Origin of the sequence: Galbibacter mesophilus, assembly GCF_023721415.1 — a bacterium.
Taxonomy (GTDB): domain Bacteria; phylum Bacteroidota; class Bacteroidia; order Flavobacteriales; family Flavobacteriaceae; genus Galbibacter; species Galbibacter mesophilus.
Genome location: NZ_JAMQVC010000003.1, coordinates 22,823 through 47,104, shown reverse-complemented (window position 1 = coordinate 47,104; position 24,282 = coordinate 22,823). Strand labels below are relative to the sequence as shown.

The following is a 24,282-nucleotide window of genomic DNA, read 5'->3' as shown; positions in this document are numbered from 1 at the left end:
ATTAATAACGTCCCCTTCTCCCATTTGGCTTTTTCCCACCAAATTGATCGAACTTAAAACTCAAACTCGCCATAAAATACTGGGTAAGCACCGTACTTTGGCTATCCTGTATAAAATCGGCTCCTGTTGTTCTTCGAGCATTGTTGTTTTGATTAAGCAAATCGTACGCTAGCACCTTAAATGTAGCATTCTTTTTCAAGAATTGATAGCCCAAACTCATATTCCAAAACAGCGCATCTTTATCAAAATTTGCCGAAACATTACCGTTGTAATTATAATTTATATCATTACCCCAAACTACATTTTCCGGCCAATAAGTAGTTGTTCTTAACGAAGCTGTATGCGAGACAAACTCAACATCTTCAAAACTTTCAATATTGTACTTCGTGTTATTATAGCTAATCCTGTAAGCAGGCTCTATTTCAACAATTTCACTGAAGTTAAGCGTAGTGCTTAAGTACGGGTTTACGGTAAAACTTTTAGCAACCAGTTCTTGTCCGTTGTTAAAACTTACATCGTTATTATAGCGCAAAAAAGGTCTAAAATTAACTTTCGCGGTAAACGTACTGTCTTTTTTTAACTGTTTAGAGTACCCAAAACCAAAATACATATTGTAATTTCCATCTACATTGGTGAAAGTTGTCGTTCTAAGAAAGTCTTCATCGGTAGTGGTTACCGAAACCACTTTATCCTCTTCAATTTCACCTCCAGAATATAGATACACACCCGTACGCTCTCGCCAATTAAAATTATTATAATTGATATTCAGTCTATGCGTTTTAGTTAAGTTTAAATCGGGATTACCTTGTATAATGTTAAGCGGATTGGAAATATTGGGCACCGGTTGCAATTGCCCTACGGAAGGAACATTCAGGTTTGTACGATAATTCAATCGAAGACGTTTGTTATTGCTGAAAGCATAGCTGGAAGATGCATTGAACAATAGATTATTATAATTTCTCTTGAAAGAGCCCGTCTGCAGAAAATCGCTGTTTTTAATATCTGTAAATGCATATTCAGCATTAACGCGCCAGCGCCATTTTTCACCGTCCCTTCTTATTCCAAAAGAAGGTATTTGTTGAATATTTCTGAAGGTAAAGTCGGTGCTTAAAACAGCATTGAAATTATCATATTCATTGGTAGTGTTATCAAAATCGAAAACATCTTTTTTATTCTGATTAGTTTGCGTTCGCCATTGATATTCAAAATCAAGAAAAACTTTGGCGGCAATAGGTTGTCGGTAAGCAGCTTCAAAACGATAATCATCCCTTTTGGTATCATCAAAATTCATTTGATCCACCGATTCCTCATTCGCATTGTTACCAAAAACTTCACGTGTAGACATAAAATTCGATTCATTATCGTTAACCACATTTGTGTTTGAGAACGAAACCCTAACAAACTTTCCAACGGTATCCAGTTTTTTGTAAATATTCACTTCATTATTGAAATTTCGTTGCATTCCATCAGTAATGGTTTGTCGCTGATTGCTGTTGGTTAAATTACCATCTGTATCTGAAGAAGTAGTTTCACTAATATTGACCGAGTTTGTTCGGTTAACACTTAAGGTTGGCTGAATGGAAATCCGCATTGTTTTGTCTATGTCAAACTCCAAATTTGCCGCTCCCCTGTTAGAATTGGTCGATCCGTCAAAACGGGATTCACTATTGGTGAAAAAACTCCCTTCTGGCAAGATATTTTCCCGGGCAGTTTTTTGATCATCAAATGAATCACTGTATGCAAAGAAATAGTTGGCATCAATTTCATAAGCGTCTTTTTCCGCATTGGCGTAACTCGCTCCGAGGGAAGACGACGTCGTAATACCTCTTCCGAAGTTATTTATGAGTCCGTTATCGTTAGCAAAAGAATAACCTCCATTAGTATTCCCCACCATGTCATAAATTTCATCGAATGAAAAGCCAGCGTTGTTAATATTATTTGAGGTCGCCAAAATACTTACACGCTCTTTATCCCGAAAATAATTAAGAATTCCGTTAGCTTGATAACGTTCATCGGTACCGTATCCTGCGGCGGCACGGCCCATATACCCTTTATTTTTATCCTTCTTTATAGTTAAATTGATGGTCTTGTTTTCGCCATCACCATCATCTCCTGTAAATTCTTGGGTTTTGGACTTTGTATCGGAAATTTGAATTTTATCTATAATTTCTTTCGGAAGACTTTTTGTAGCTACTTTAGGATCGGAACTAAAAAAAACTTGTCCGTTCACCAACACCTTATTTACCTCTTTTCCGTTTACGGTAATTTTTCCATCGCTATCAATTTCAACTCCCGGCAGTTTTTTCAGCACATCTTCCACACTAGCATCGGGACGCGTTTTAAAAGAGTCGGCGTTAAACTCCAGCGTATCCTTTTTTATGGTTATAGGCACGCGCTCGCCAACTACACTTACCCCTTCCAGCTGCTCTGCTTGTAACGCCAAAGGAATTTCACCAAAATCGATCGTATTTTTAGAAAGTGTTACCACCTTTTTAACAGGCTGATAACCATTGTAAGTAATAAAAAGGTGGACTTTTTTTTCAGGAGTGTCCATTTCCAATATAAAATCACCATTTTGGTTAGACACTGTATAAGAAACCATAGTGCTGTCCTGTATAGTTTCTGCGTAAACGGTAGAAGCTTCTAAAGGTTCGCGAGTAGTTTCGTCTATTACTTTTCCAGTTAGTTCATAGTCTTGCGCATAGGAAAATACGCTAACTACGAAGAAGAATAGTAGGGATATTTTCTTCATCGGTATTAGTTTCCTCGAAAATAGAATAAAACCGCAACCGATAAAGGTGAAATTTACTTTTTAGTATTTTTTTAACAGCCTTATTATTTTTTCCTGAAGTAAACCTGCACAGGAACCCCATGAAAATCAAAATTTTCACGTAGTTGATTTTCAATAAAACGGCGATAAGGCTCCCTAACATATTGCGGTAAATTAGCAAAAAATGCAAACTGAGGTGTAGGCGTTGGTAATTGTGTACAGAACTTCACCTTAACATATTTACCTTTATGTGATGGCGGTGGAGTGTTTTCTATGATAGGCAGCATGGTTTCATTAAGCTTAGAAGTACTTATACGCTTGGTTTTATTTTCGTACACCTCTACTGCTTTTTCAATGGCCTTAAATATTCTTTGTTTGTTCAATACGGAAATGAACACAATTGGCACATCTGTAAAAGGTTCAATCTCTTTTCTTATAAAGGCTTCAAATTTCTTAACAGTATTGGTATCCTTTTCAATTAAATCCCACTTATTTACCAAAATCACAATCCCTTTACGGTTTCGTTCTGCCAACCAGAAAATGTTTAAATCCTGACCTTCAAATCCGCGTGTGGCATCTAGAACCAGTAAACAAACATCACAGTGCTCAATAGCTCTTACGGAGCGCATCACGGTGTAAAATTCCAAATCTTCCTTTACTTTCGCTTTTCTTCGGATACCGGCTGTATCAACCAAATTAAATTCAAATCCAAAACGGTTATATTTGGTATCCATACTATCCCTCGTAGTCCCCGCGATATCAGTAACGATGTAACGGTCCTCCCCCAAAAGGGCATTAATGAAAGACGATTTTCCTGCATTTGGTCTACCTACCACGGCGAATCTAGGCAATTCCTCTTCCTCAACGCCAGTGTCTTCAGGCAAAAGCTCGACAACAGCATCCAATAATTCACCCGTACCGCTACCGTTAATGCTGGAAATGGTATAATATTCTCCCAATCCTAAGGAATAAAACTCTACGGCATCTGCCTCTCGAACAGCGCTATCAACCTTATTCACAGCCATTACCACAGGTTTATTCACTTGCCGTAATAATTGCGCCACTTCTTCATCCATTCCTGTAACTCCAGTAGCGACATCTACCACAAAAATGATAACATCTGCCTCTTCAATAGCCAACTCAACTTGCTTATCTATTTCTTTTTCAAAAATATCATCGCTCCCTACAACATAACCGCCTGTATCAATCAAAGAAAATTCCCGACCGTTCCAATCTGATTTCCCATAGTGACGGTCGCGGGTAACTCCGCTAATTTCATCAACAATAGCTTCCCTTCTTTTAATCATTCTGTTAAAAAGGGTCGATTTTCCAACATTTGGTCTTCCAACGATGGCTACAATGGCACTCATACTTTTAATTTTAAGGTGCAAAGGTACTTCTATTTTTTCAGTTTTAAAGATTTCATTTTCTGAAAAGGGAATCTAACGTAAAGTACTTTAATGCAAATATTTACAATGCTAAAATCACAAAATTGAAAGACATTTACCAAATGTCAAAATGGATTTTTTTGTAAAGCTAATAGTTAAAGACAGGTACAGTCAACAAAACTCGCTGGGTCTAGGGCTTTTGAGGTTTGGGGAAAGAAATTCGGACAAAAAAACAGGAGACCCCGACGCTAACGGTCGGGGTTAGCTCAACCTGCAAACCCCAATGCGCCTTCGGCTTTTGGGGTTTGGGGAAAGAAATCGGACAAAAAAACAGGAGACCCCGACGCTAACGGTCGGGGTTAGCTCAACCAGCAAACCCCAATGCACCTTCGGCTTTTGGGGTTTGGGTTTCGCAAAAAAGAAAAAGGCGCATTAAAATAATGCGCCTCTTCCACCTAACAAAAAACCTAAATATTAACCAAAAAAACTTATTTTTACCTATACTTACGAAGAAACTGCTAGGTGGGTTTTATATTTTTTGAAATTTTAATAAAATAGATTAAAATCTATTGTATTTTTACCATCAGAAATTAATGTAGAATGAACCCTTCTGCCCAAGGCTGGATAGATAAATTTGCTTCCCTGATAAAAATTACAGAACTGCTTTGTTCCAATTCTGAAGCACTTCATAAAGAACTACGCAAATATGGCTTTATCTATGGAGCCAATGTTATGATTCCAAAGGAAATTAGCTCACCTTCCCTGCTTTCAGAAGATGAAATGGCGAAAGTAAATCTCTTATACGCCCATTATTGCATCTACCTCCTTAATCAGCAAAAAAAAGTATCTTTTTCAGATTTTGTTGATAGCCTTTTAGAGTTTTATGAAGAACTGGAGTCTGAAAAAATATCATTCTTTGATACGCTCTTACAAGGAAAGAAAAAAACAAGCCGCCTAGAAAAAGTAATACACAACCGTGTTTATATCCTTGAGAACATTTTTACTAAGAATTTTCATAAGGTGCTTACGAATTCACTGGTTTACATTGATGTAATTGTCTACCAAAAATATTTGAATGGTGAAAAGGATATTAAATCTGCTGCCCACCTATTAGAGCATATTTTGGTGAATCTAGCCTATCACGCGATCACCATGAAGCAAGAAAAATCCGAAAACGATATTCAGTTACTGAAATTGTTAAATGCATCTTTGGTTTATCATGCTGCTTCGGAGAAAGAATTTGATGGAAATTATAGGATATTACTAACAAAAGACTTTAACCTTATTGAAAAAATGTATTTTTTAGATATGGTTTGTCTCTCTGCATGGGAAGATCATTCTTTAAACTATAAGGAATCTGAGTTTATTTTTGGTACTGCCATAGACCTTCAGCTTCCTAAAGACTATGCACAAGAAGCTATTCAACATGTTAGTATTTTCTTTGATAAACACAAAGATGAAGTGTCTTTATTTAAAAATGCCAATCCCGTAAAACAGTTCTTCGACAATTCCCACGCCCTTGTTAAAAAATTAATTACACGTAATAGTAAGCGTTTAAAAAAAGAATTGGAAGGAAGCAAAGAGCTTGTGTATTTGCTGGGTAAATCAACCACAAAAGAACTTACTGTTGAAGAACGTAAAAAAATTCGTGAGCAATTGCTGGATATTTTCAAAACGGTACCTTCTCTAGCCATATTTGCACTTCCCGGAGGCGCCATCTTATTACCTATATTTATTAAAATGATTCCCAATCTGTTACCATCTGCATTCGATGACAATAGAGTTGAAGAAGACATTGAGGAGTAAAATAGTGTAAATCTATTCTTCTGAATAAGACATACTACTTATAAAGTCAGACTTTCTTTTAAATAAAATGGCTTGCAAATCTGATAATTTTACTGAAACAATATCTATTGGTAGCTTTCTTAACATGAAATGAAATTATACGTTAATGAATTGACGATATAATATCATTTAAAAATCAAGGCTTCCATTAAATTTGCTTCATACAAACAACAAAATTTCACTATAAATTCAAAAAAACATACTTTTCATTTACAATTTAACAAAGAAAACCACCTTTAACTAAAACGTACTCAACATCCATGCTTGAAATCACAGACATCATTATAATACTGTGTTACTTAATCGCCACCGTTATTCTAGGCCTTGTAGCCCAAAAAAGAGCAAAGAGAAGTAAAGACGACTACCTTCTTGGTGGAAAATCTATTCCTTGGTACATGCTAGGCCTCTCCAACGCATCTGGAATGTTTGACATTTCTGGTACCATGTGGCTGGTTACCATAACATTTGTTTACGGACTAAAAAGTATTTGGATTCCATGGCTTTGGCCAGTTTTTAACCAAGTTTTTTTAATGATTTATCTTTCTGCTTGGTTACGAAGATCTAACGTTACTACAGGTGCCGAATGGATTTGGTTTCGTTTTGGAAAAGGAAAAGGAGGTAAAAGATCGCATACCATAGTGGTTATCTTTGCTATTATAAGTTGTCTCGGTTTTTTAGCCTACGGATTTATAGGTCTCGGGAAATTTGTAGAAATTTTTATCCCTTGGGAAACGGTAAGTGCCTACGTGCCATTCGACATCCCCTTGAAGTATGTACCACATTTTTACGGAACTATTTTTACGCTGTTCGCCGTTTTCTATGCGGTTATCGGCGGAATGTCTGGGATTGTTTTTGCAGACCTGCTTCAGTTCTCCATAATGACCGTGTCTTCAATCGCGATTGCTTATTTTGCTTGGGAAGCCATGGGTAATGAAAATTTAAATGCTCCCGAAGAATGGTTTACCCCATTCTTTGGCTGGACCTTGGAAATGGATTGGACTGGTATTATTTCAGAAGTAAATGAAAAAATACAGTCAGACGGATATTCCCTTTTTGGAATTTTCTTTATGCTTTTGATCTTTAAAGGTATTTTATGTAGCATCGCAGGTCCTGCTCCTAATTATGACATGCAAAAAATACTATCGACGAAATCTCCAAAAGAAGCTGCGAAAATGAGCGGTTTTGTATCGCTCGCCTTGATGCCAACAAGATATTTAATGATAGGCGGTTTTGCAGTTTTAGGTATTTTGTTTTACGATCAACTGAATTTGGAAAGAGCTGGAACTATTGATTTTGAAAACATACTACCATCTGCCATCAATCAATTTGTGCCGGTTGGACTTACCGGACTTTTACTGGCCGGACTTTTGGCAGCGTTTATGTCAACTTTCGCCGGAACGCTAAATGCTGCACAAGCATACATTGTAAACGACATTTATTTGAGTAAAAACCCCACTGCTAATCCTCGGCAGATAAAAACCATGAACTATTCCAGCGGAATAATTGTAGTGATTATCAGTATTACGCTTGGATTTTTCATTACCGACGTTAACTCAATTACGCAATGGATTGTTTCTGCACTGTGGGGCGGCTATATCGTTTCCAATATTCTAAAATGGCATTGGTGGAGATTTAATGGCGAAGGTTATTTTTGGGGAATGTTATCTGGATTGGTACCCGCCGTACTTTTCCCAATTATTTTCCCAGACACATTAGAGCTATATCTATTTCCCCTACTTTTTATAATAACATTAGCCGGCTGTATCATTGGAACTTACACCGCTAAACCTACCGATGAAGCCGATTTAAAAGAATTTTACAAGAAAACCCGACCATGGGGATTTTGGAAACCTATACATGATAAAGTCGTGGAAGAAGATCCACAATTCAAGAAAAACTCTTTATTCAAAAGAGATATGTTTAACATAATGGTCGGTACAACCGCTCAAACATTATTGGTTATCATCCCATTGTATTTAATACTGAGAGAATATCAATCACTACTGATATGCATGAGCATTTTGCTGGTGTGCGGTATTTTATTGAAGAAATTTTGGTGGGACAAACTTGATGACGAATTATAATTTTTTTTGGAATATGATACATAAAAGTGCTGTTAGAAAAATAAAAAATTACGATTCCTTAATGCAGAACTATAAAGAGCTGATAAACAGGAAAAATACTCCATTACCTGAAGAGAACAATATTTACACAAGGTATAAGTATCCTATAATTACTGCAAAACATATTCCAATTCATTGGCGTTTTGATTTAAACGCTGAAAGCAACCCTATGGGACTTGAACGCATTGGAGTTAATGCCGCTTTTAATGCTGGTGCCATAAAATGGAAAGACAAATACGTCTTAGCCGTAAGAATTGAGGGCAACGACAGAAAATCGTTTTTTGGCTTCGCTGAAAGTCCTAATGGCATAGATAATTTTACATTTTGGGATACTCCCCTGCTCATGCCAGAAAACGAAGACCAAGACGTAAATGTGTATGACATCCGCCTGACTGTTCACGAAGACGGATATGTTTATGGCGTGTTCTGCACGGAAAGAAAAGACCCATCAGCACCGGATGGCGATACATCTTCGGCCCTTGCAAATGCTGGCATCATACGATCTAAAGATTTAAAGAACTGGGAACGCCTTCCTAATCTTAAAACAGCATCCAATCAGCAAAGAAATGTGGTTTTACATTCCGAGTTTATAAACGGAAAGTATGCTTTTTACACCAGACCTCAAGATGGGTTTATAGAAACAGGAGCCGGCGGAGGAATTGGAGTTGGTTTTGTGAAGAATATAGAAGTCCCGGAAATAGAAGAAGAAACAATTTTAAACAACAAAGAGTATCATACGGTTTACGAATTGAAAAATGGATTAGGTCCGGCACCAATTAAAACCGAAAAGGGATGGCTGCACCTTGCTCATGGCGTAAGAAACACAGCATCTGGACTTCGTTACGTACTATATCTTTTTATTACGGATTTAAACAATATTAGCAAGATTACTCATATTCCAGGAGGCTATTTTATGGCGCCAAACAGTCAAGAAATTGTAGGAGATGTTTCCAATGTTTTGTTCTGTAACGGTTGGATAGCCGATAATGATGGAACGGTTTATATTTATTACGCCTCTTCAGATACTAGAATGCATGTGGCAACCACCACTGTAGATGTTTTACTAGATTATTGTATTAACACCCCCCCAGACGGATTTGAAAGCAATAAATCCGTTAACAACATTTTACAATTAATTGAAAAAAACAAAGAAGTATTATAAACAGGAGCAATCAAAAGCGGTTAAAAAAACTAACTTTTACAGGCCAATTTTATACTTTTCTATCAAAAAAATAAATCTTTATTCCGTTTTAGCATTGTGTATTTCCATTGATAGGATTACTATAATTGATACTTAAAATCATTTTATAGATAATTCTATTTGAAAACCAGTAAGTAGAAATATACATTGAGCAAGTATTTTCTATAATGTTTATTTGTCAGAAATCGACCTGATGCCCTAATATTATATACTAAATAACCACAGTCTCACTACAGAAATAGTCACCTTCCCTCATAAATTTAATTTTATTTTATGAATAATCATTCATTTACACTACCTTTATAGTCAAAATAACTTTAAGCAACCACAACCAAACGCTAACGCCAATAAATTATGGATCTCCATAAAAAATTTCATCGGGAAATAACACCTTTGTCGGATCACGACTGTTTTCTGATTTTCGATAGAGTCAAAAGCCATTTTGACTTCCCTATTCATTATCATCCCGAGTACGAATTGAATTTTATCAGCAACGGTAAAGGCGTACGCAGAATTGTAGGAGACAGCATTGAAGAAATTGATGATATTGAATTGGTTTTGGTTGGTCCAAATTTATACCACGGTTGGGAAACACATAATTGCAAGAACCAAGACATTCACGAAATCACCATACAATTCCAAGAAAACTTATTCAATAGTGATTTTATGGGGAGAAGTATCATGAAACCCATAAAGGATTTATTTTGGCGTGCTGCGCATGGCGTTTGCTTTTCTCGTGAAACCGCATTGGCAATTGCTCCCGATGTAACGGCAGCTTCCAAACTGGATGGAATGGATTATTTTTTAAAAATGATGTCCATTTTTCATGACCTTGCCAACTCCAGAAACCAAAGACTCCTATCTACAAACACATTTTTAAAAATGGATTTCCAAAGCAATGAGGATATCCAAAAAGTGTATAATTACATACATAATAATTACGCTTCAAAAATAACCTTGAGCCAAATGGCAAAACTCATCAACATGAGCAATGTTTCTTTCAACAGGTTTATGAAGCGTCACACTGGAAAGACCCTCATAGAATACCTCAACGATGTAAGGATTGGTTACGCATCACAATGGCTTATTGAAAAAGACTATAGCATTTCCGAAATTGCCTATATGTGCGGTTTTAACAGTATTGCAAACTTCAATAGAGTTTTTAAAAATAGTAAAGGCCGTACACCTACCCAATACCGTGACGATTTCTCCGGTATTAGGAGAGTTTTGTAAACACCCACCTATCCCCTTCTAATACAATTTTAGAACTTAGATTTGGATATTTCCATCAATGTTATCTTTTTTTAACTATTTGCCCTCAAACGGTTTGCAAAATTAAATATCTCACTTTTCACCCGCTTACAATATTAATTTGACAATTTTCTTATCGATATTATAAGTTATTGATAATATATAGTAAACTAAAAATGTTAAAGAGCGTTAACTTTACCTAAAGCAAACAGCTAACTCAACGTAAATGCATTTTGTAACAACCAAGCAAGTTGCATTTATTAAAAAACATTTAAATTAACATGAAAAAAAACTTCTTAATTAACTATTCATTCATCCTGATTTTACTATTGTGTGGTAGTTTTGGCTACGCGCAGTCGGTAACAGGGAAAGTGACAGACGCAAACGGTACTCCTCTACCTGGAGCTTCCGTAATTGTGAAAGGGACCTCAAATGGTACCCAAACTGATTTTGACGGTAATTATTCCATAAATGCTGGAGGCAACAGTACGTTAGTTTTTAGCTACGTTGGTTTTTCATCAAAGGAAGAGAACGTTGGAGGAAGATCAATTGTAAACATAACCCTGCAAGAATCGGCCAGCGCACTGGACGAAGTTGTAGTAATTGGTTATGGTAGCCAAAAGAAGGAAGCGGTAACCGGAGCGGTTTCTACTATCTCAAGTGAAGAAATTACCACAATTCCTGCTCCCAGTTTCACGGAGGCTATGCAAGGTAGAATGCCTGGGGTACAAGTTACCAACAATGGAGCCCCTGGAACCAGCCCTATTGTAAGAATTCGTGGTATTGGTTCTATTAGTTTTGCCTCTAGTCCATTATATGTAGTAGATGGCTATCCAGTTGGAGGATTAAGAGATTTTGACAATAATGATATTGCCTCTATTTCTGTATTGAAAGATGCAAGTGCCGCAGCCATTTATGGTTCGCGTGCTGCAAACGGAGTTGTACTGATTACTACGAAAAAGGGTAGGAATTCTGAAAAACTTGATGTTGAACTTAGCTCATATACTGGTTTCGGACAAGCATCGAACAAACTCGATTTATTAAATCGCGAACAATACCTTGAATATGGTAGAGAATTGTTAGGTAATGCTGGAGATCCTTTCCCTAGTAGATGGAGCAATTTAAACGAACCAATTTATCCAGGTGCTAATCAAACTTATGCTCAAACAGATGTTGATTATCAAGATGCAGTTTTTCAAAGTGGATTTACAACAAACCATTACCTAAGCTTAACCGGAGGAAGTGAGATGTCTAAATTCTTTACATCTTTTGGATATTTCAAACAGGAAGGTATTATGGTAGGAACAGGGTATGAAAGGTACAATGTCCGTATAAACTCAGATCATGATATCCATAAGAAAGTTCACATCGGTCAGACCTTGACTATTGCTACCGGTGAAACTGAAAATGAAGCGAATTCCGGTGGAAGAACGCAAATCCAACATATCATTAGAAGTATTCCATACATTCCTATATACGATCCAACACTTCCAGGAGGATATAGAGCTCCAGATGCAGCCGACGGATCTGACCCAGAAAACCCAGTTAGGACTGCCCTTCTAGATCGCAGCTTCAACAATAACGTTAGAATACTTGGTACTGGTTATGTAGGAGTTGATTTATTTGAAGGCTTAAGCTATAAATTCATTGCCGGTGTAGATTGGTCTTATAACAGAGCTCAAACCATCTTACCTATTTATTTTGACGGATTCAAAGGAAGAGAACGTAAAGAAATAAGAGACAATCGCTCTACTTTCTTCGGGACATACTTCTCTAATCAATTAACATATGCCCGCTCGTTCGGAGATCATAATATTGATTTCATAGGAATTGCAGAACGTCAAGATGGAACTGGAAACAATTTAAACGCTTACGCTCAAAGAGATTCGAATGACCTTGATGTACTCGGCGGTGCCGATCCAGATAGTTTCGATATTCAAGGAGGATATGGTGAAACTACCATTTATTCTTACGCTGGAAGGCTAAACTATGATTTCGCTGGAAAATATCTAATTAGCGCTTCTCTAAGAAGAGATGGAAATTCAAAATTTGCAGACGGTAAAAAATGGCAAACATTCCCAGGAGTTTCAGCGGGTTGGAATATCGCTAAGGAAAATTGGTTTAAAGATTCTTCGCTGTCTGAACTAAAAGTAAGAGGTAGTTGGGGACAAGTAGGTTTTGAAGGTATTGGTACTTATGAAAGTCAAGCCGGTATTAACCAAAGTGTAACTGGAATTTTTAACAATCAACAGTTTCAGGGTGCTTATTTCGACAAACTACCAAATGAAAACCTAGAATGGGAGGTTACCACGATGGTTAACGTTGGTTTAGATGTAGGTTTATATAACAACAGACTTCAATTCTCTGGAGAATGGTACCAAAGAGAGACAGACAACCTTATATTGAATATCCCTTTAGCCAACTCTCTTGGATATAGTGGATCGACTTTAGGGAATATTGGAGGAATGGAAAACTGGGGTCTAGAATTCCAAGGTTCTTACTTCTCAAACCCAAACAATGATTTTAAATGGGATGTTTCTTTAAACATGAGTTTATACCGAAACGAAGTATTAAGCTTAGCCAACGACACTGGCGCGATTTTTGCGGGTGCTAATGGAGACACAGGAGGTGAAGATATCACCAGAACTGCTGTAGGGGATCCAATTCAGCAGTTTTATGGATGGAAGGTAGAAGGTATTTTCCAAAGTCAGGCAGAAATAGATGATTACAACTCCAGAAACCCAAATGGAAACTATCAAGATAACGCCGCTCCTGGAGATCTAATTTTTGAAGATTTAAATGGAGATGGAACTATTACTGCTGACGATAGAACAATTATCGGTAATTTCATTCCAGACTTTACCTACGGATTTAATTTCAGTGCTGAATACAAGAACTTCTACATGAGCATGTTCTGGAACGGGGTACAAGGAAATGATGTGTACAATGCCGCTCGTGTATATATGGAAGGTGGACTTCGTCTGTTTAATGCTGGAACACAAGTATTGGATGCGTGGACTCCACAAAATACCAATACGGACATTCCAAGAATGGTAAATGGAGACCCTAATGCAAACACAAGAACTTCTGATAGATTCATTGAAGATGGATCCTACCTACGTTTGAGAAACCTACGTTTTGGGTATAGAATTCCGTCAGATTGGCTAAACAGCTCTGGGGACGGTTTCATAGAAGCAATTGACCTTTATGTTTCGGGAACGAATTTACTTACGTTTACGGATTATGAAGGGTACGATCCTGAGATTGGATCTAGAAACAACAACACATTGACGCAAGGAATTGATTACGGTCAATACCCACAGCCAAGAACTATCTTGTTTGGATTTAAAGCGAAATTTTAAACATCGATAAATTTATCATACAATGAAAAAAATAATCACAATACTATCACTTTTGGTTTTGATATTTATCATCGATGCCTGTAGTTACGATGACTTGAATAAAACCAATCCGAACGTACTTGTAGTGGACACCTACTACAAAAATGCGGATGAACTAAATAAAGGCTTAAATGCTATTTATGGTGCAATGACCTCCACCAACCTTTTCTCACGCTATTATTGGTTTTTAAACGATATGAGAAGTGACGAAAACGGTTCAGGAGGAGGACAATTAGGAACTGAATTCAATCAGGTTTTATTAGGAACCCATAACCCCTCCAACCCCGTTGTTGGATCTGTTTGGAATGGCCTTTACATTACTATACACAGGGCTAACTCAATAATTACAAATGCCCCAGAAGCTGCCGATGCCGATGAGGCCACTAAAAACAGAGCGGTTGCTGAAGCCTTGGCCGCCAGAGGTTGGGCCTACTATGAATTAGGAACTTTATGGGGAAATGCTCCTATATACCTATCATTCGCTACCAGTCCAGACAATTCGGCTCCATTAAGCAGCCAGGATGAGGTTCTAGCACAAGCTATTGAAGACTTACAAGCTGCCGCAAATGGTCTTACATTTCAACCAAGAGAACCCGGAACACTAACTAAAGGTGCCGCGTTGGCACTACTGGGCCGTGTATATATGTTCCAAGGAGACTATACAAATGCTAAAACTGCTTTCGATCAAATTGTGGCGTCAGGAAGCTACAGCTTAGTTGACGAATATGACGACAACTTTCAAGAAGAAAACGAATACAATAGTGAATCTATTTGGGAAATTGGTTATGCAAAAATTGGTAACTTCAATTGGGATCCTGTAGGTAACGGTCTCTCTAACGAGGCAAGTATCCATTCTCAAGAATACTCAGGGTACGGGTGGAGAAACGTAATCCCTTCACAAGCCATGTTAGATGAATTTGAAACCCCTGAAAATGGTGCTGCAAAAAGAGATCCGAGATTAGATAAAAGTTTTTATTTTGAAGGAGACACTTTTGGAGATCCTGAAGATCCAAGAATCGTTGAAGGCGATGAGGTAAATGGTAATTCTTTATTGTATCAAGGCGCTCCAAACAAAATAAGCTGGCGTAAACCTTCTATCATGTACAAATTAGATCCAGGAGGGTACTACGAAACAGGTCTTAACCATCGTGTTATTCGTTATGCTGAAGTATTATTAAACTTAGCTGAATGTGAAATTGAAGTTGGATCTATTTCACAAGCAGTAAACTATATGAACATGGTTCGCCAAAGACCTTCTGTAAACATGCCGCCCTACCCTACTGCACAATATCCTGTAGGCTCTAAACAACAAGCTTTTGAAGCTTTAATGCATGAGAAAATGGTTGAGTTAGGTGGAGAGCAAATAAGAAACAGAGATTTGCTAAGATGGAGAGCACAAGGAAAACTTACTGTTGATCCAATCACATATTACACTCCAAAACACCAATTGCTACCTATTCCTTTATCAGAAATAGACAATAATGCAAATATTGAAGATAGTGACCAAAACCCAGGTTATTAATCATATTTTTTAGTAGAATGTTTAAGTTCGAATTTTTTAGTTAGCTTTAATTAATTTGAGAAAAGCCGTCCAATTGCAATAAGGGCGGCTTTTTTTTTGGTCTCTTCCGATGCTTTCTAAATTTTTCTTAAAATTAAAAACCCGCACAATAATCTTCGTTTGCGAATGCTTCAACAAGCAAACACTTCACAATAAAAAAGTTAGCAGACACTTCCTTTAGAAATAAAGATTAGCGCCGTTTTATACCTCAAAATCATTTAAGAGAACCTTATTAAATACTTATAAAGGAGTTAACGATTTTGCTTTGTTCCACTTTCTAATTTTGGCTCAACTAATAACATTAAAAAATTCAATTATGAAAAAACAAGTTTTAATCGCAGTAGCCATTTTAGCAAGCGCATTTACGTATGCACAAACCGATGATAACTGGCATCAACTGCAAATAGGGGCGCGAGCTGGGGTTAATTTTTCTAGTGTAACAGGAGATGATATAGACAGTCCTGACTCCAGAACAAACTTTTATGGAGGTTTGGTGGCAGAAGCACCTATCTCCAGAAATTTCTCCATACAGCCAGAGGTTTTCTATTCTGGTCAAGGGTTTGATATTACAGAAGAAGAAAACCAAGTAGATGCAGAATTTCAGGTAGACTACATTCAAGTTCCTCTTTTAGCTAAAGTTTATCTTACGGAAGGTTTAAACCTTCATGCAGGTCCACAGTTAGGTTTTAAAGTAAACGAAGAAGTAGATTTTGAACCTTTTGAAGATGAAGGAGATTTTGATACAGATGAAATTAACGCTATCGATTTTCAATTAACCGGGGGTGCAGAATACAAATTCAATAACGGTTTCTTCCTTCAAGCTAGATACTCTTACGGTCTATCTGAAGTAATAGAAGATAGTGACATCCATAATTCTGTTTTCTCAGCAGGACTTGGATATATGTTCTAAAATTGAATAAAAACAGATAGGATAGTTTTTAGACATCCCTCAAACCTATCGTTTTAATCCGCATTTGGTTAACAAATGCGGATTTTTTGTTTTTAGATAGCAGCAATTACATATCTTAAAATTTAGCCCAAGAAAAAATAAAATATCTTCAAAAATAAGACATCCACGACAACACAAGTTAAACTACGTATATTTAATTAAGTATTTTTACTTATATTTGAAAACAAATTACGTAGTCATGAAAAAAATTATAGTTATCGGAAACGGAATGGTTGGTTATAAGTTTTGTGAAAAACTAGTTAGCAAACCAAATAGAAATGATTATGAAATAGAAGTATTTGGAGAAGAGCCAAGACCAGCATATGACAGGGTTCATCTAAGCGAGTACTTTGGAGAAAAGTCGGCAGAAGAGCTTTTAATGGCTCCCGCCAATTGGTACCAAGAAAATAATATAAAACTACATACTTCTTCCCTGATTTCTAAAATTGATACTCAGAAAAAAGAAATAACTACGTATAGGAATGAAACATACACCTACAACTACTTAGTAATCGCGACAGGTTCCTCCCCCTTCATTCCGCCCATTAAAGGTTCTGAAAAAGCTGGAGTGTTCGTTTATCGCACGCTTGAAGACCTCGATGCAATGAAAAGCTATGCCTCAAAAATTAAAAAAGAAGGCAAAGCAAAGGCTGCCATACTTGGTGGCGGACTGCTAGGACTAGAAGCTGCGAACGCAGCAAAGGAATTAGGGATGGAAACCCATGTTGTTGAGTTTGCACCGCGCCTAATGCCGAGACAGCTAGACCTTCCCGCAAGTAACCTTTTAAAAAGTAAAATTGAATCGATGGACATTAAAGTCCATTTGGAAAAAGCAACCTCTGAAATTGTTGGAAACGGCGCTATTGAAGCTATGCAATTTAACGACGACACCAACTTAAAAGTGGACATGCTTATTATATCCGCTGGAATTCGTCCTCGCGACGAACTCGCAAGGGAAGCGGGCATAAAGGTAGGTGAACGTGGTGGTATTTGGGTAAACAACCAAATGAAAACCTCAGCAGAAGATGTCTACGCAATTGGTGAAGTTGCTCTTTATAACAATGGAATCTACGGCTTGGTTGCACCTGGATACGATATGGCCCACGTAGCCGTAGAGCAGATTACGGGCGGCGATGTTACCATGGTTTCAAGTATAGACATGTCTACCCAGTTGAAACTTATCGGCACGGAAGTAGCTAGTTTTGGAGATCCATTTATTGAAAATGATGATGTTTCAGTAATTGCTTTTGAAAACAAACACAAAGGAATTTACAAACGCATAAACGTTACAAAAGATGGTAAAAAACTACTGGGAGGTATTTTAGTTGGAGATGCATCAGATTATAATACGCTTTTTCAATTGTACATCAACGAAATGAAATTGCCTGAAAACCCTGAAGATCTCATTCTAGGTGCTCGGGGTGGCGAGAGTTCTTCCGTAGGAAGTGTAATGGATTTTCCCGATTCTGCACAAATTTGTTCCTGTGAAAGCGTGACCAAAGGAAGCATCTGCGGAATGATCAAAGACGAAACTTGTACTTCACTTTCCGATGTTGTTAAAAGCACTAAGGCCACAACTGGCTGTGGAGGCTGTAAACCTATGGTGGTTGATTTAGTAAATGAAACCCTAAAATCTTTAGGAAAAGAAGTTAAAGAAACCATTTGCGAACATTTCCATTACAACCGACAGGAACTTTACGACCTCATTAAAATAAATAAAGTACAAACTTATGACGAAGCATTAAATCTTTTTGGAAAAGGCGATGGTTGTGAAACCTGTAAACCGCTACTCGCTTCACTCTTTGCCAGCATTTATATGGAAACCGCCAACAAGCAGGTAACCATTCAAGATTCCAACGATCGGTTTTTGGCAAACATTCAACGAAACGGAACGTATTCTATAGTACCTCGTGTTCCGGGCGGCGAGATTTCTCCGGAAAAATTAATGGTACTTGGAAAAGTTGCACAAAAATATGACCTCTATACCAAAATTACGGGCGGACAACGTATCGATCTTTTTGGTGCCGAACTACACCAACTTCCCCTTATCTGGAAAGAATTGATAGATGCCGGATTTGAAAGCGGCCATGCTTACGGAAAATCGCTTCGAACCGTTAAAAGTTGCGTGGGATCTACTTGGTGTCGCTATGGAATGCACGAAAGTGTTTCTTTCGCCATTGAAATTGAAAACAGATACCGCGGACTGCGTTCCCCACACAAACTAAAAGGTGGCGTATCGGGGTGTATCCGTGAGTGCGCTGAGGCGAGAGGAAAGGATTTCGGACTCATAGCCGTGGAAGGCGGCTGGAACTTATATGTATGTGGTAACGGAGGTGCTACGCCGAAACATGCTATCTTATTGGCGGAACAGCTGGATGATGAAACATGTATTAAATATCTCGATCGGTTCTTAATGTTTTACATCCGAACAGCTGCACCTCTCACCCGTACTGCTCCATGGTTGGAAAAACTCGATGGCGGGATAGAATACCTTAAAAAGGTGGTTATTGAAGATTCATTAGGAATTGCCGAAGATTTGGAAAAAGAAATGCAAGGCTTAGTTGATAAATACGAATGTGAATGGAAACAGGCAATTGAAGACCCAGAAATGATGAAACGATTCAAGCATTTTGTCAACACCGATGACAGCGACGACAACATTGAATACGTATCACTCAGGGATCAAAAAATGCCAAAGGCTTGGGTTTAATAAATTACAGTGTTTAGTGTATCGGTTGGCAGCGGGACTTATTAAGTCAGTTGTGTAAACGCTGCCAACTGAAAAGCTAAATCCTTTGTAGCACGCCCAAGTAGCTTATAAAAAGCTGTATTTAATTCTATAAAAAACACACTGTAATAAAAACCTCAATTCAAGGTTCAAAACACGATAAAAAATGGAACAACTACTTCAACAATATCAATCGGTTACTCAAAACAAAGTTATGCATTGGTTCAACGCTGGAAATATAAACGACTTCCCAGAGAATGGGGGCGCTTGCGTTAAGTATAAATCCAAGCAAATTGCGGTTTACAACTTCACCCGCAAATCCGCTTGGTATGCCTGCCAAAACCTTTGTCCGCATAAAATGGAAATGGTACTTTCCAGAGGAATGATTGGCGACGCAAGCGGCATTCCAAAAGTAGCTTGTCCCTTGCACAAAAAGACGTTTTCTTTAGAAAATGGAGAAAACCTAAACGGCGAAGACTACAAAATTGCCACCTACCCTGTAAAAATTGAAAATGAAAATGTGTATATTGGCTTCACAGATTAATTACACGAAGACATGAATACACCTAATTTCAATAAAGCAATTGAAAAAATAGACCGTTTAAACGCGCAAGACCCAAATACAGAAAATTACCAAGGAAAAGAACATCCAAAAGAACTTTTATATTCGCAGCGAATGACAGAAACGCTGTTGTCTTTTGAACCGGAAGCCAGCGAAGAACTACAAATAGCCGCTCGTGCACAGCACATTGCACGTTGGAAAATTGATAGGGATTCATACCCAATGGACCGTGTAGGCTATTTAAAATGGCGTGAAGAATTAAAAAAGATGCATGCCCAGCTTACTTCTGAAATTTTAACTGAAGTTGGCTATGATACAGATTTCATTGAAAGAGTTTCTTTTTTAATACGTAAGAAAATGCTGAAAAAAGATGAAGACTCCCAAACCTTGGAAGATGTGGTTTGTTTGGTTTTCCTTCAGTATTATTTTGAAGATTTTGCCGCCAAACACCCAGATGAAAAAATAGTGGATATTTTACAAAAAACATGGGGTAAGATGTCTGAAAAAGGTCACCAAGCTGCTCTCAAACTTCCTTTAGACCAGAAAAGCTTGACACTTATACAAAAAGCTTTAGCCTAATTATAATATGAGCACCAAGGTCACATCGTTGGACCAAAACACATTCAATCGGCTAAGAAAACTATACATTATTGCCCTTAGCGCAATAGCTGTGTCTGTAATCGTTAGCCAGATTTTGGTGCGCATTTACATCCGCGATCAGCAAGACGATGCCAGAACCATCAATATTGCTGGTCGCCAACGAATGCTGAGTCAGCAATTAACCAAACAGGTATTGTTGCTCAATACCAATACCTCTTCAGAAGAAAAGTATCTTCAAAGAAAAAACATTCAAGAAACTTTACAGACTTGGACGGTTTCCCATTACGCACTTCAAGAAGGTAGCGACAGCCTTCAACTAAATAACCACAACTCAGAAACAATAGAAAAAATGTTTCTGGAAATTCAACCATATTTTGAAGAGATTCAAACTTCAGTAAAAAAAATACTGGAAAAAACCGCTAAAAACCAACCAGAAGTCAATATCCAGGCAGAAGTTAACGACATTCTTGCCAATGAAACTTTCTTTTTAAAGAAGATGGATAGCATTGTAAACCAATACGATGAAGAGGCTACCCGAAAAGTTGAAAAACTAGAACGACTGGAGGTTATTCTTCTGATAATTACATTGACAATACTTTTAGCTGAGTTTCTATTCATTTTTTGGCCTGCCGCCAAGCGTACCAAACAAACCATCAAGCGCTTATTGGATTCTGAAGAAAATGCCAGAAAAATGGCTTTTAACGCTGATAAACTGAGCCAAGAAAAAGAAAGGTCGGTTAAGCAGCTAAAGGCTTTGAGTTTGGTAATGGAACAAACACTTTTATTTGCGCGCATTACTCCTGAAGGCTTTTTGGTTCACCTAGGAAATAAATTTTCCAGCAAAGTAAATTACCGAAGTTTCAGTGCCAATACGAAATTTTCTGAAGTGATATCTTCCCGTGAAAAAGAGCAGGAGATTATTGAAAATGTAATCATCAATCATCAAAATACGGGGTGGCAAGGAGAAATAAAAGGCACACTCCCCAATGAAGAGCCTATTTGGCTGGAAATGTCTTTAATTCCTTATCATCCGGGAGAACAGAAAGAAGAACTACTCCTTATCTGCTTTGATATAACAGAACGTAAACTGGCCAAACTTCAAATAGAAAAACTTAACAAGGAACGTTTTGAAGCGCAAATAGATCAACAGAAAACATTATCGGCAAAAATTATTGAAAACCAAGAAAAGGAACAGAATAGGATTGCCAAAGATATTCATGACGGTATCGGACAAATGTTAACAGGATTAAAATTTAATATTGAAAGTATTAATCCCGAAAATATTGAAAAAACAACCGAAAAAGTATCGCATCTTAAGGAACTAACCGCCAATATTATTAAAGGAGTTCGCACTGCAACCTTCAATTTAGCTCCGCCAGAATTAACTGATCATGGAATTGCACCTGCACTCACCAAATTATGTATCGAGCTCGCTAAATTCACAGGTGAAAATATTGTATTTGTAAACAAAACCGATTTTAGCGAACGTCTTGATTCATTAACCGAAATAAATATCTATCGAATAACACAGGAAGCCGTTAACAACGCTATTAAATATGCATCTGCATCCCATATTATCGTCACGGTTTCACATAGCAAAGATTTATTGAGCATTACTATTGATGATAATGGAAAGGGGTTTGAGCCCGAAAAGATAACCCCCAGAAAAAACGGGGAAGGCGGCATGGGGCTTACCTTTATGAAAGAGCGCATAAATTATATCAACGGTAGATTATTTATGACTTCCACACCTGGAAAAGGTACGCGGATTACCATTAATGTTCCTTTGTAAAATTTTTCATTCTCGTATTTAAATATTTATTACTTTCGGCGAAATTACTAACCGACTGATATGAAGAACCTTAAACCCTTTTTAGCCATAGCAATTTGCTTTATTTTTTTAGGATGTTCTGAAGATGACAATCAAGACAGCGAAGACATTTTTTATATAAATGCTTTAACATCAGCCAAAGAAGAAGACTTAATTGGTGCATGGGCAATAACATCCATTGAGCATGATGGGGAAATTATTATTATAGAGCCATCTGTTTCCGAGTGTGGATCTGATTTTACACTTATTACTGCCGATGGCAAATATCGTGAATATATTTTCAAGGATAGTTTTACTTGCGGAGCAGATATTCATTTATCTCAATGGAAGTTAAACGATGGTGTTCTTACGGTAACCGATTCGAATGGAAAACGACAAGAACTTGTTATAACAAAACTTAGCGGCACTAGTTTTATTTTTAAAATTAAACTAGATGTAAGTGCTAGTTTGACAGATCAAATATTCAATGTTACTGCGCATTCCTACAACCCTCCAAATGACAAGGATATTTATTCGGATTCCTTTTTTATAAGGCAAGACCACTACAAAACTGATAAAATAGAACTTGTATGGAATTCTTACATAGGAACAAATAAGTTTAACAGGTATGAAATATATAGATCAAGAAGTTATTCCAAAAGTGATAGCCAATTGTTGGCTTCCATATCAGAGGTAAGTCAAACATCATATATTGATTCAAATCCTCCTGTGGAAGAAGAACTGTACTATTTTTTTAAAATTTATAATGATAAAGGTCTCATTGGAGAAAGCAATATTCATTCTATCCGCACACAGGATCTTATCATTCCAGGCGTTGAACTTTCTGAACCCATACCGAACAACACAAGTGTTACACTAAATTGGACACCATCGGCCTCCATTTATTTCTCCCATTATTTAATAACGACCAACGGTTCAAATTCGTCCATAAGTCTTTCCGAAGGATATTTTGAAGAGGTTGCACAGATTCAGGATGTTAATACAACATCATTTACAGATACAAATCCGCCTTATGTAGTAAATCCATTTTATCAAATATATGCTATTGATATTTTTGGCAACAAGAGTGAAATAAAGCAAAACATTAATGATAAACAAGTTAATTTCACAAGGCCTGGAACACTTGATTTCAATAAAATATACTTTTTTACCTATTCAGAAACTAAACCAATAATTTATATTTACGGCAATAGGGAAGGTGGAAATCTTCAACTTGTTAAATATAATTACGAGACTATGAAAGTAGAGGCCACAGCCTCAAAAACACCAAACATTTCTACTGATGAGGAGATGAGATTATTTAATTCTGAAAATGGAAACGAGCTCTTTTTTTCGCAACATGGGCAACTTTACACTTTCGACGCAGAAAACTTAAATTTTAAATATGCAATAAAACTCGACAATTACATATATGAAGATGATTTTATCAATATCAAAGGTGATATTTGGTGTGTAACAGACCACGATTACGTATATACCTTAAGAAGAAATAACGACATTTTAAATTTACTTGATAAACAACCCCACTTTTCAGAACATCAAGCTTTTTTTAATTACAAAATATTAAAAATCACTGACAATGAGTTTTTAGTTGGACATAATTATGAAGGCAAGAGTTACCGTTACACTCTTGACGACAATGGAACAATTATAAATAGTACTTCTGTAGACATACCAATGTATAACGATATACTAAGAACTTTTTTCAACCCCATTTCCAAAGAGATTTTTAATTGCTTTAGAAAAGAAATTTACTCTACTAACTCTTATTCACTAAAAAATACCTTAACATATCCCGAAACGACCTATGGTATAAGTGAGGACGGAAATTTACTTTATGGAACCAGCAATAATCCGTCTTCCTTGGGAGAAGACTTTACAAAAAATGTACTTATCCATGATAGAAAGAACCAAACCACAAGGACCATTGCCTCAAAAGGTTTTCCACATTTACTATTTCAAAACTACAAAGGACAACTAGTTAGTATTTCAAGCTATTTTAAGAGAGAAAATCTTAAAAGTCATTCCTTCGTAAATCCAGACTTTTTTGTGGAAATCATAGAATAATCAGT

The 24,282-nt window shown here is 37.0% G+C and carries 14 protein-coding genes; 12 read left to right on the top strand and 2 right to left on the bottom strand.

What is annotated here, in order from left to right; translation table 11 throughout:
* Nucleotide 1 precedes the first annotated feature (1 nt).
* Nucleotides 2-2,752 (bottom strand): outer membrane beta-barrel protein, encoded by a 2,751-nt coding sequence (locus tag NDQ75_RS12010; protein ID WP_202029622.1) that lies wholly within the window; start codon nucleotides 2,750-2,752, stop codon nucleotides 2-4.
* A gap of 83 nt (nucleotides 2,753-2,835) precedes the next feature.
* Nucleotides 2,836-4,140, bottom strand: a complete 1,305-nt coding sequence (der, locus tag NDQ75_RS12005; protein ID WP_202029623.1) for a ribosome biogenesis GTPase Der — start codon at nucleotides 4,138-4,140, stop codon at nucleotides 2,836-2,838.
* 618 nt (nucleotides 4,141-4,758) lie between these two features.
* Here der and NDQ75_RS12000 point away from each other — a divergent pair.
* The 12 genes from NDQ75_RS12000 to NDQ75_RS11945 all read left to right on the top strand — a co-directional run bounded on the left by NDQ75_RS12000 (nucleotide 4,759) and on the right by NDQ75_RS11945 (nucleotide 24,277).
* The gene (locus tag NDQ75_RS12000) at nucleotides 4,759-5,964 is read left to right on the top strand and encodes an LETM1-related biofilm-associated protein (RefSeq protein WP_202029624.1); all 1,206 of its coding nucleotides are present in this window, start codon (nucleotides 4,759-4,761) and stop codon (nucleotides 5,962-5,964) included.
* A gap of 299 nt (nucleotides 5,965-6,263) precedes the next feature.
* The gene (locus NDQ75_RS11995; protein ID WP_202029625.1) at nucleotides 6,264-8,087 is read left to right on the top strand and encodes a sodium:solute symporter family protein; all 1,824 of its coding nucleotides are present in this window, start codon (nucleotides 6,264-6,266) and stop codon (nucleotides 8,085-8,087) included.
* 61 nt (nucleotides 8,088-8,148) lie between these two features.
* The gene (locus tag NDQ75_RS11990) at nucleotides 8,149-9,288 is read left to right on the top strand and encodes a glycoside hydrolase family 130 protein (protein WP_202029626.1); all 1,140 of its coding nucleotides are present in this window, start codon (nucleotides 8,149-8,151) and stop codon (nucleotides 9,286-9,288) included.
* A 393-nt stretch (nucleotides 9,289-9,681) separates the two neighbouring features.
* Nucleotides 9,682-10,560, top strand: a complete 879-nt coding sequence (locus NDQ75_RS11985) for a helix-turn-helix transcriptional regulator (protein WP_202029627.1) — start codon at nucleotides 9,682-9,684, stop codon at nucleotides 10,558-10,560.
* Nucleotides 10,561-10,859: 299 nt separating this feature from the next.
* Nucleotides 10,860-13,940: a SusC/RagA family TonB-linked outer membrane protein gene (locus NDQ75_RS11980; protein WP_202029628.1), complete on the top strand. Its 3,081-nt coding sequence runs from the start codon at nucleotides 10,860-10,862 to the stop codon at nucleotides 13,938-13,940.
* Nucleotides 13,941-13,962: 22 nt separating this feature from the next.
* On the top strand, nucleotides 13,963-15,501 hold the full coding sequence (locus tag NDQ75_RS11975) for a RagB/SusD family nutrient uptake outer membrane protein (protein WP_202029629.1): 1,539 nt from the start codon (nucleotides 13,963-13,965) through the stop codon (nucleotides 15,499-15,501).
* A 355-nt stretch (nucleotides 15,502-15,856) separates the two neighbouring features.
* Nucleotides 15,857-16,450 (top strand): porin family protein, encoded by a 594-nt coding sequence (locus NDQ75_RS11970; RefSeq protein ID WP_202029630.1) that lies wholly within the window; start codon nucleotides 15,857-15,859, stop codon nucleotides 16,448-16,450.
* Nucleotides 16,451-16,688: 238 nt separating this feature from the next.
* The gene (gene nirB / locus NDQ75_RS11965; protein WP_202029631.1) at nucleotides 16,689-19,199 is read left to right on the top strand and encodes a nitrite reductase large subunit NirB; all 2,511 of its coding nucleotides are present in this window, start codon (nucleotides 16,689-16,691) and stop codon (nucleotides 19,197-19,199) included.
* A gap of 184 nt (nucleotides 19,200-19,383) precedes the next feature.
* The gene (gene nirD / locus NDQ75_RS11960) at nucleotides 19,384-19,761 is read left to right on the top strand and encodes a nitrite reductase small subunit NirD (RefSeq protein WP_202029632.1); all 378 of its coding nucleotides are present in this window, start codon (nucleotides 19,384-19,386) and stop codon (nucleotides 19,759-19,761) included.
* A gap of 12 nt (nucleotides 19,762-19,773) precedes the next feature.
* Entirely contained in the window at nucleotides 19,774-20,358 is a 585-nt protein-coding gene (locus NDQ75_RS11955; protein ID WP_202029633.1) for a DUF4202 domain-containing protein, read from the top strand.
* 7 nt (nucleotides 20,359-20,365) lie between these two features.
* Complete coding sequence (locus NDQ75_RS11950; protein ID WP_202029634.1) at nucleotides 20,366-22,171, top strand: sensor histidine kinase; 1,806 nt, start codon at nucleotides 20,366-20,368, stop codon at nucleotides 22,169-22,171.
* A 60-nt stretch (nucleotides 22,172-22,231) separates the two neighbouring features.
* Nucleotides 22,232-24,277, top strand: a complete 2,046-nt coding sequence (locus NDQ75_RS11945; protein WP_202029635.1) for a lipocalin family protein — start codon at nucleotides 22,232-22,234, stop codon at nucleotides 24,275-24,277.
* Nucleotides 24,278-24,282 lie beyond the last annotated feature (5 nt).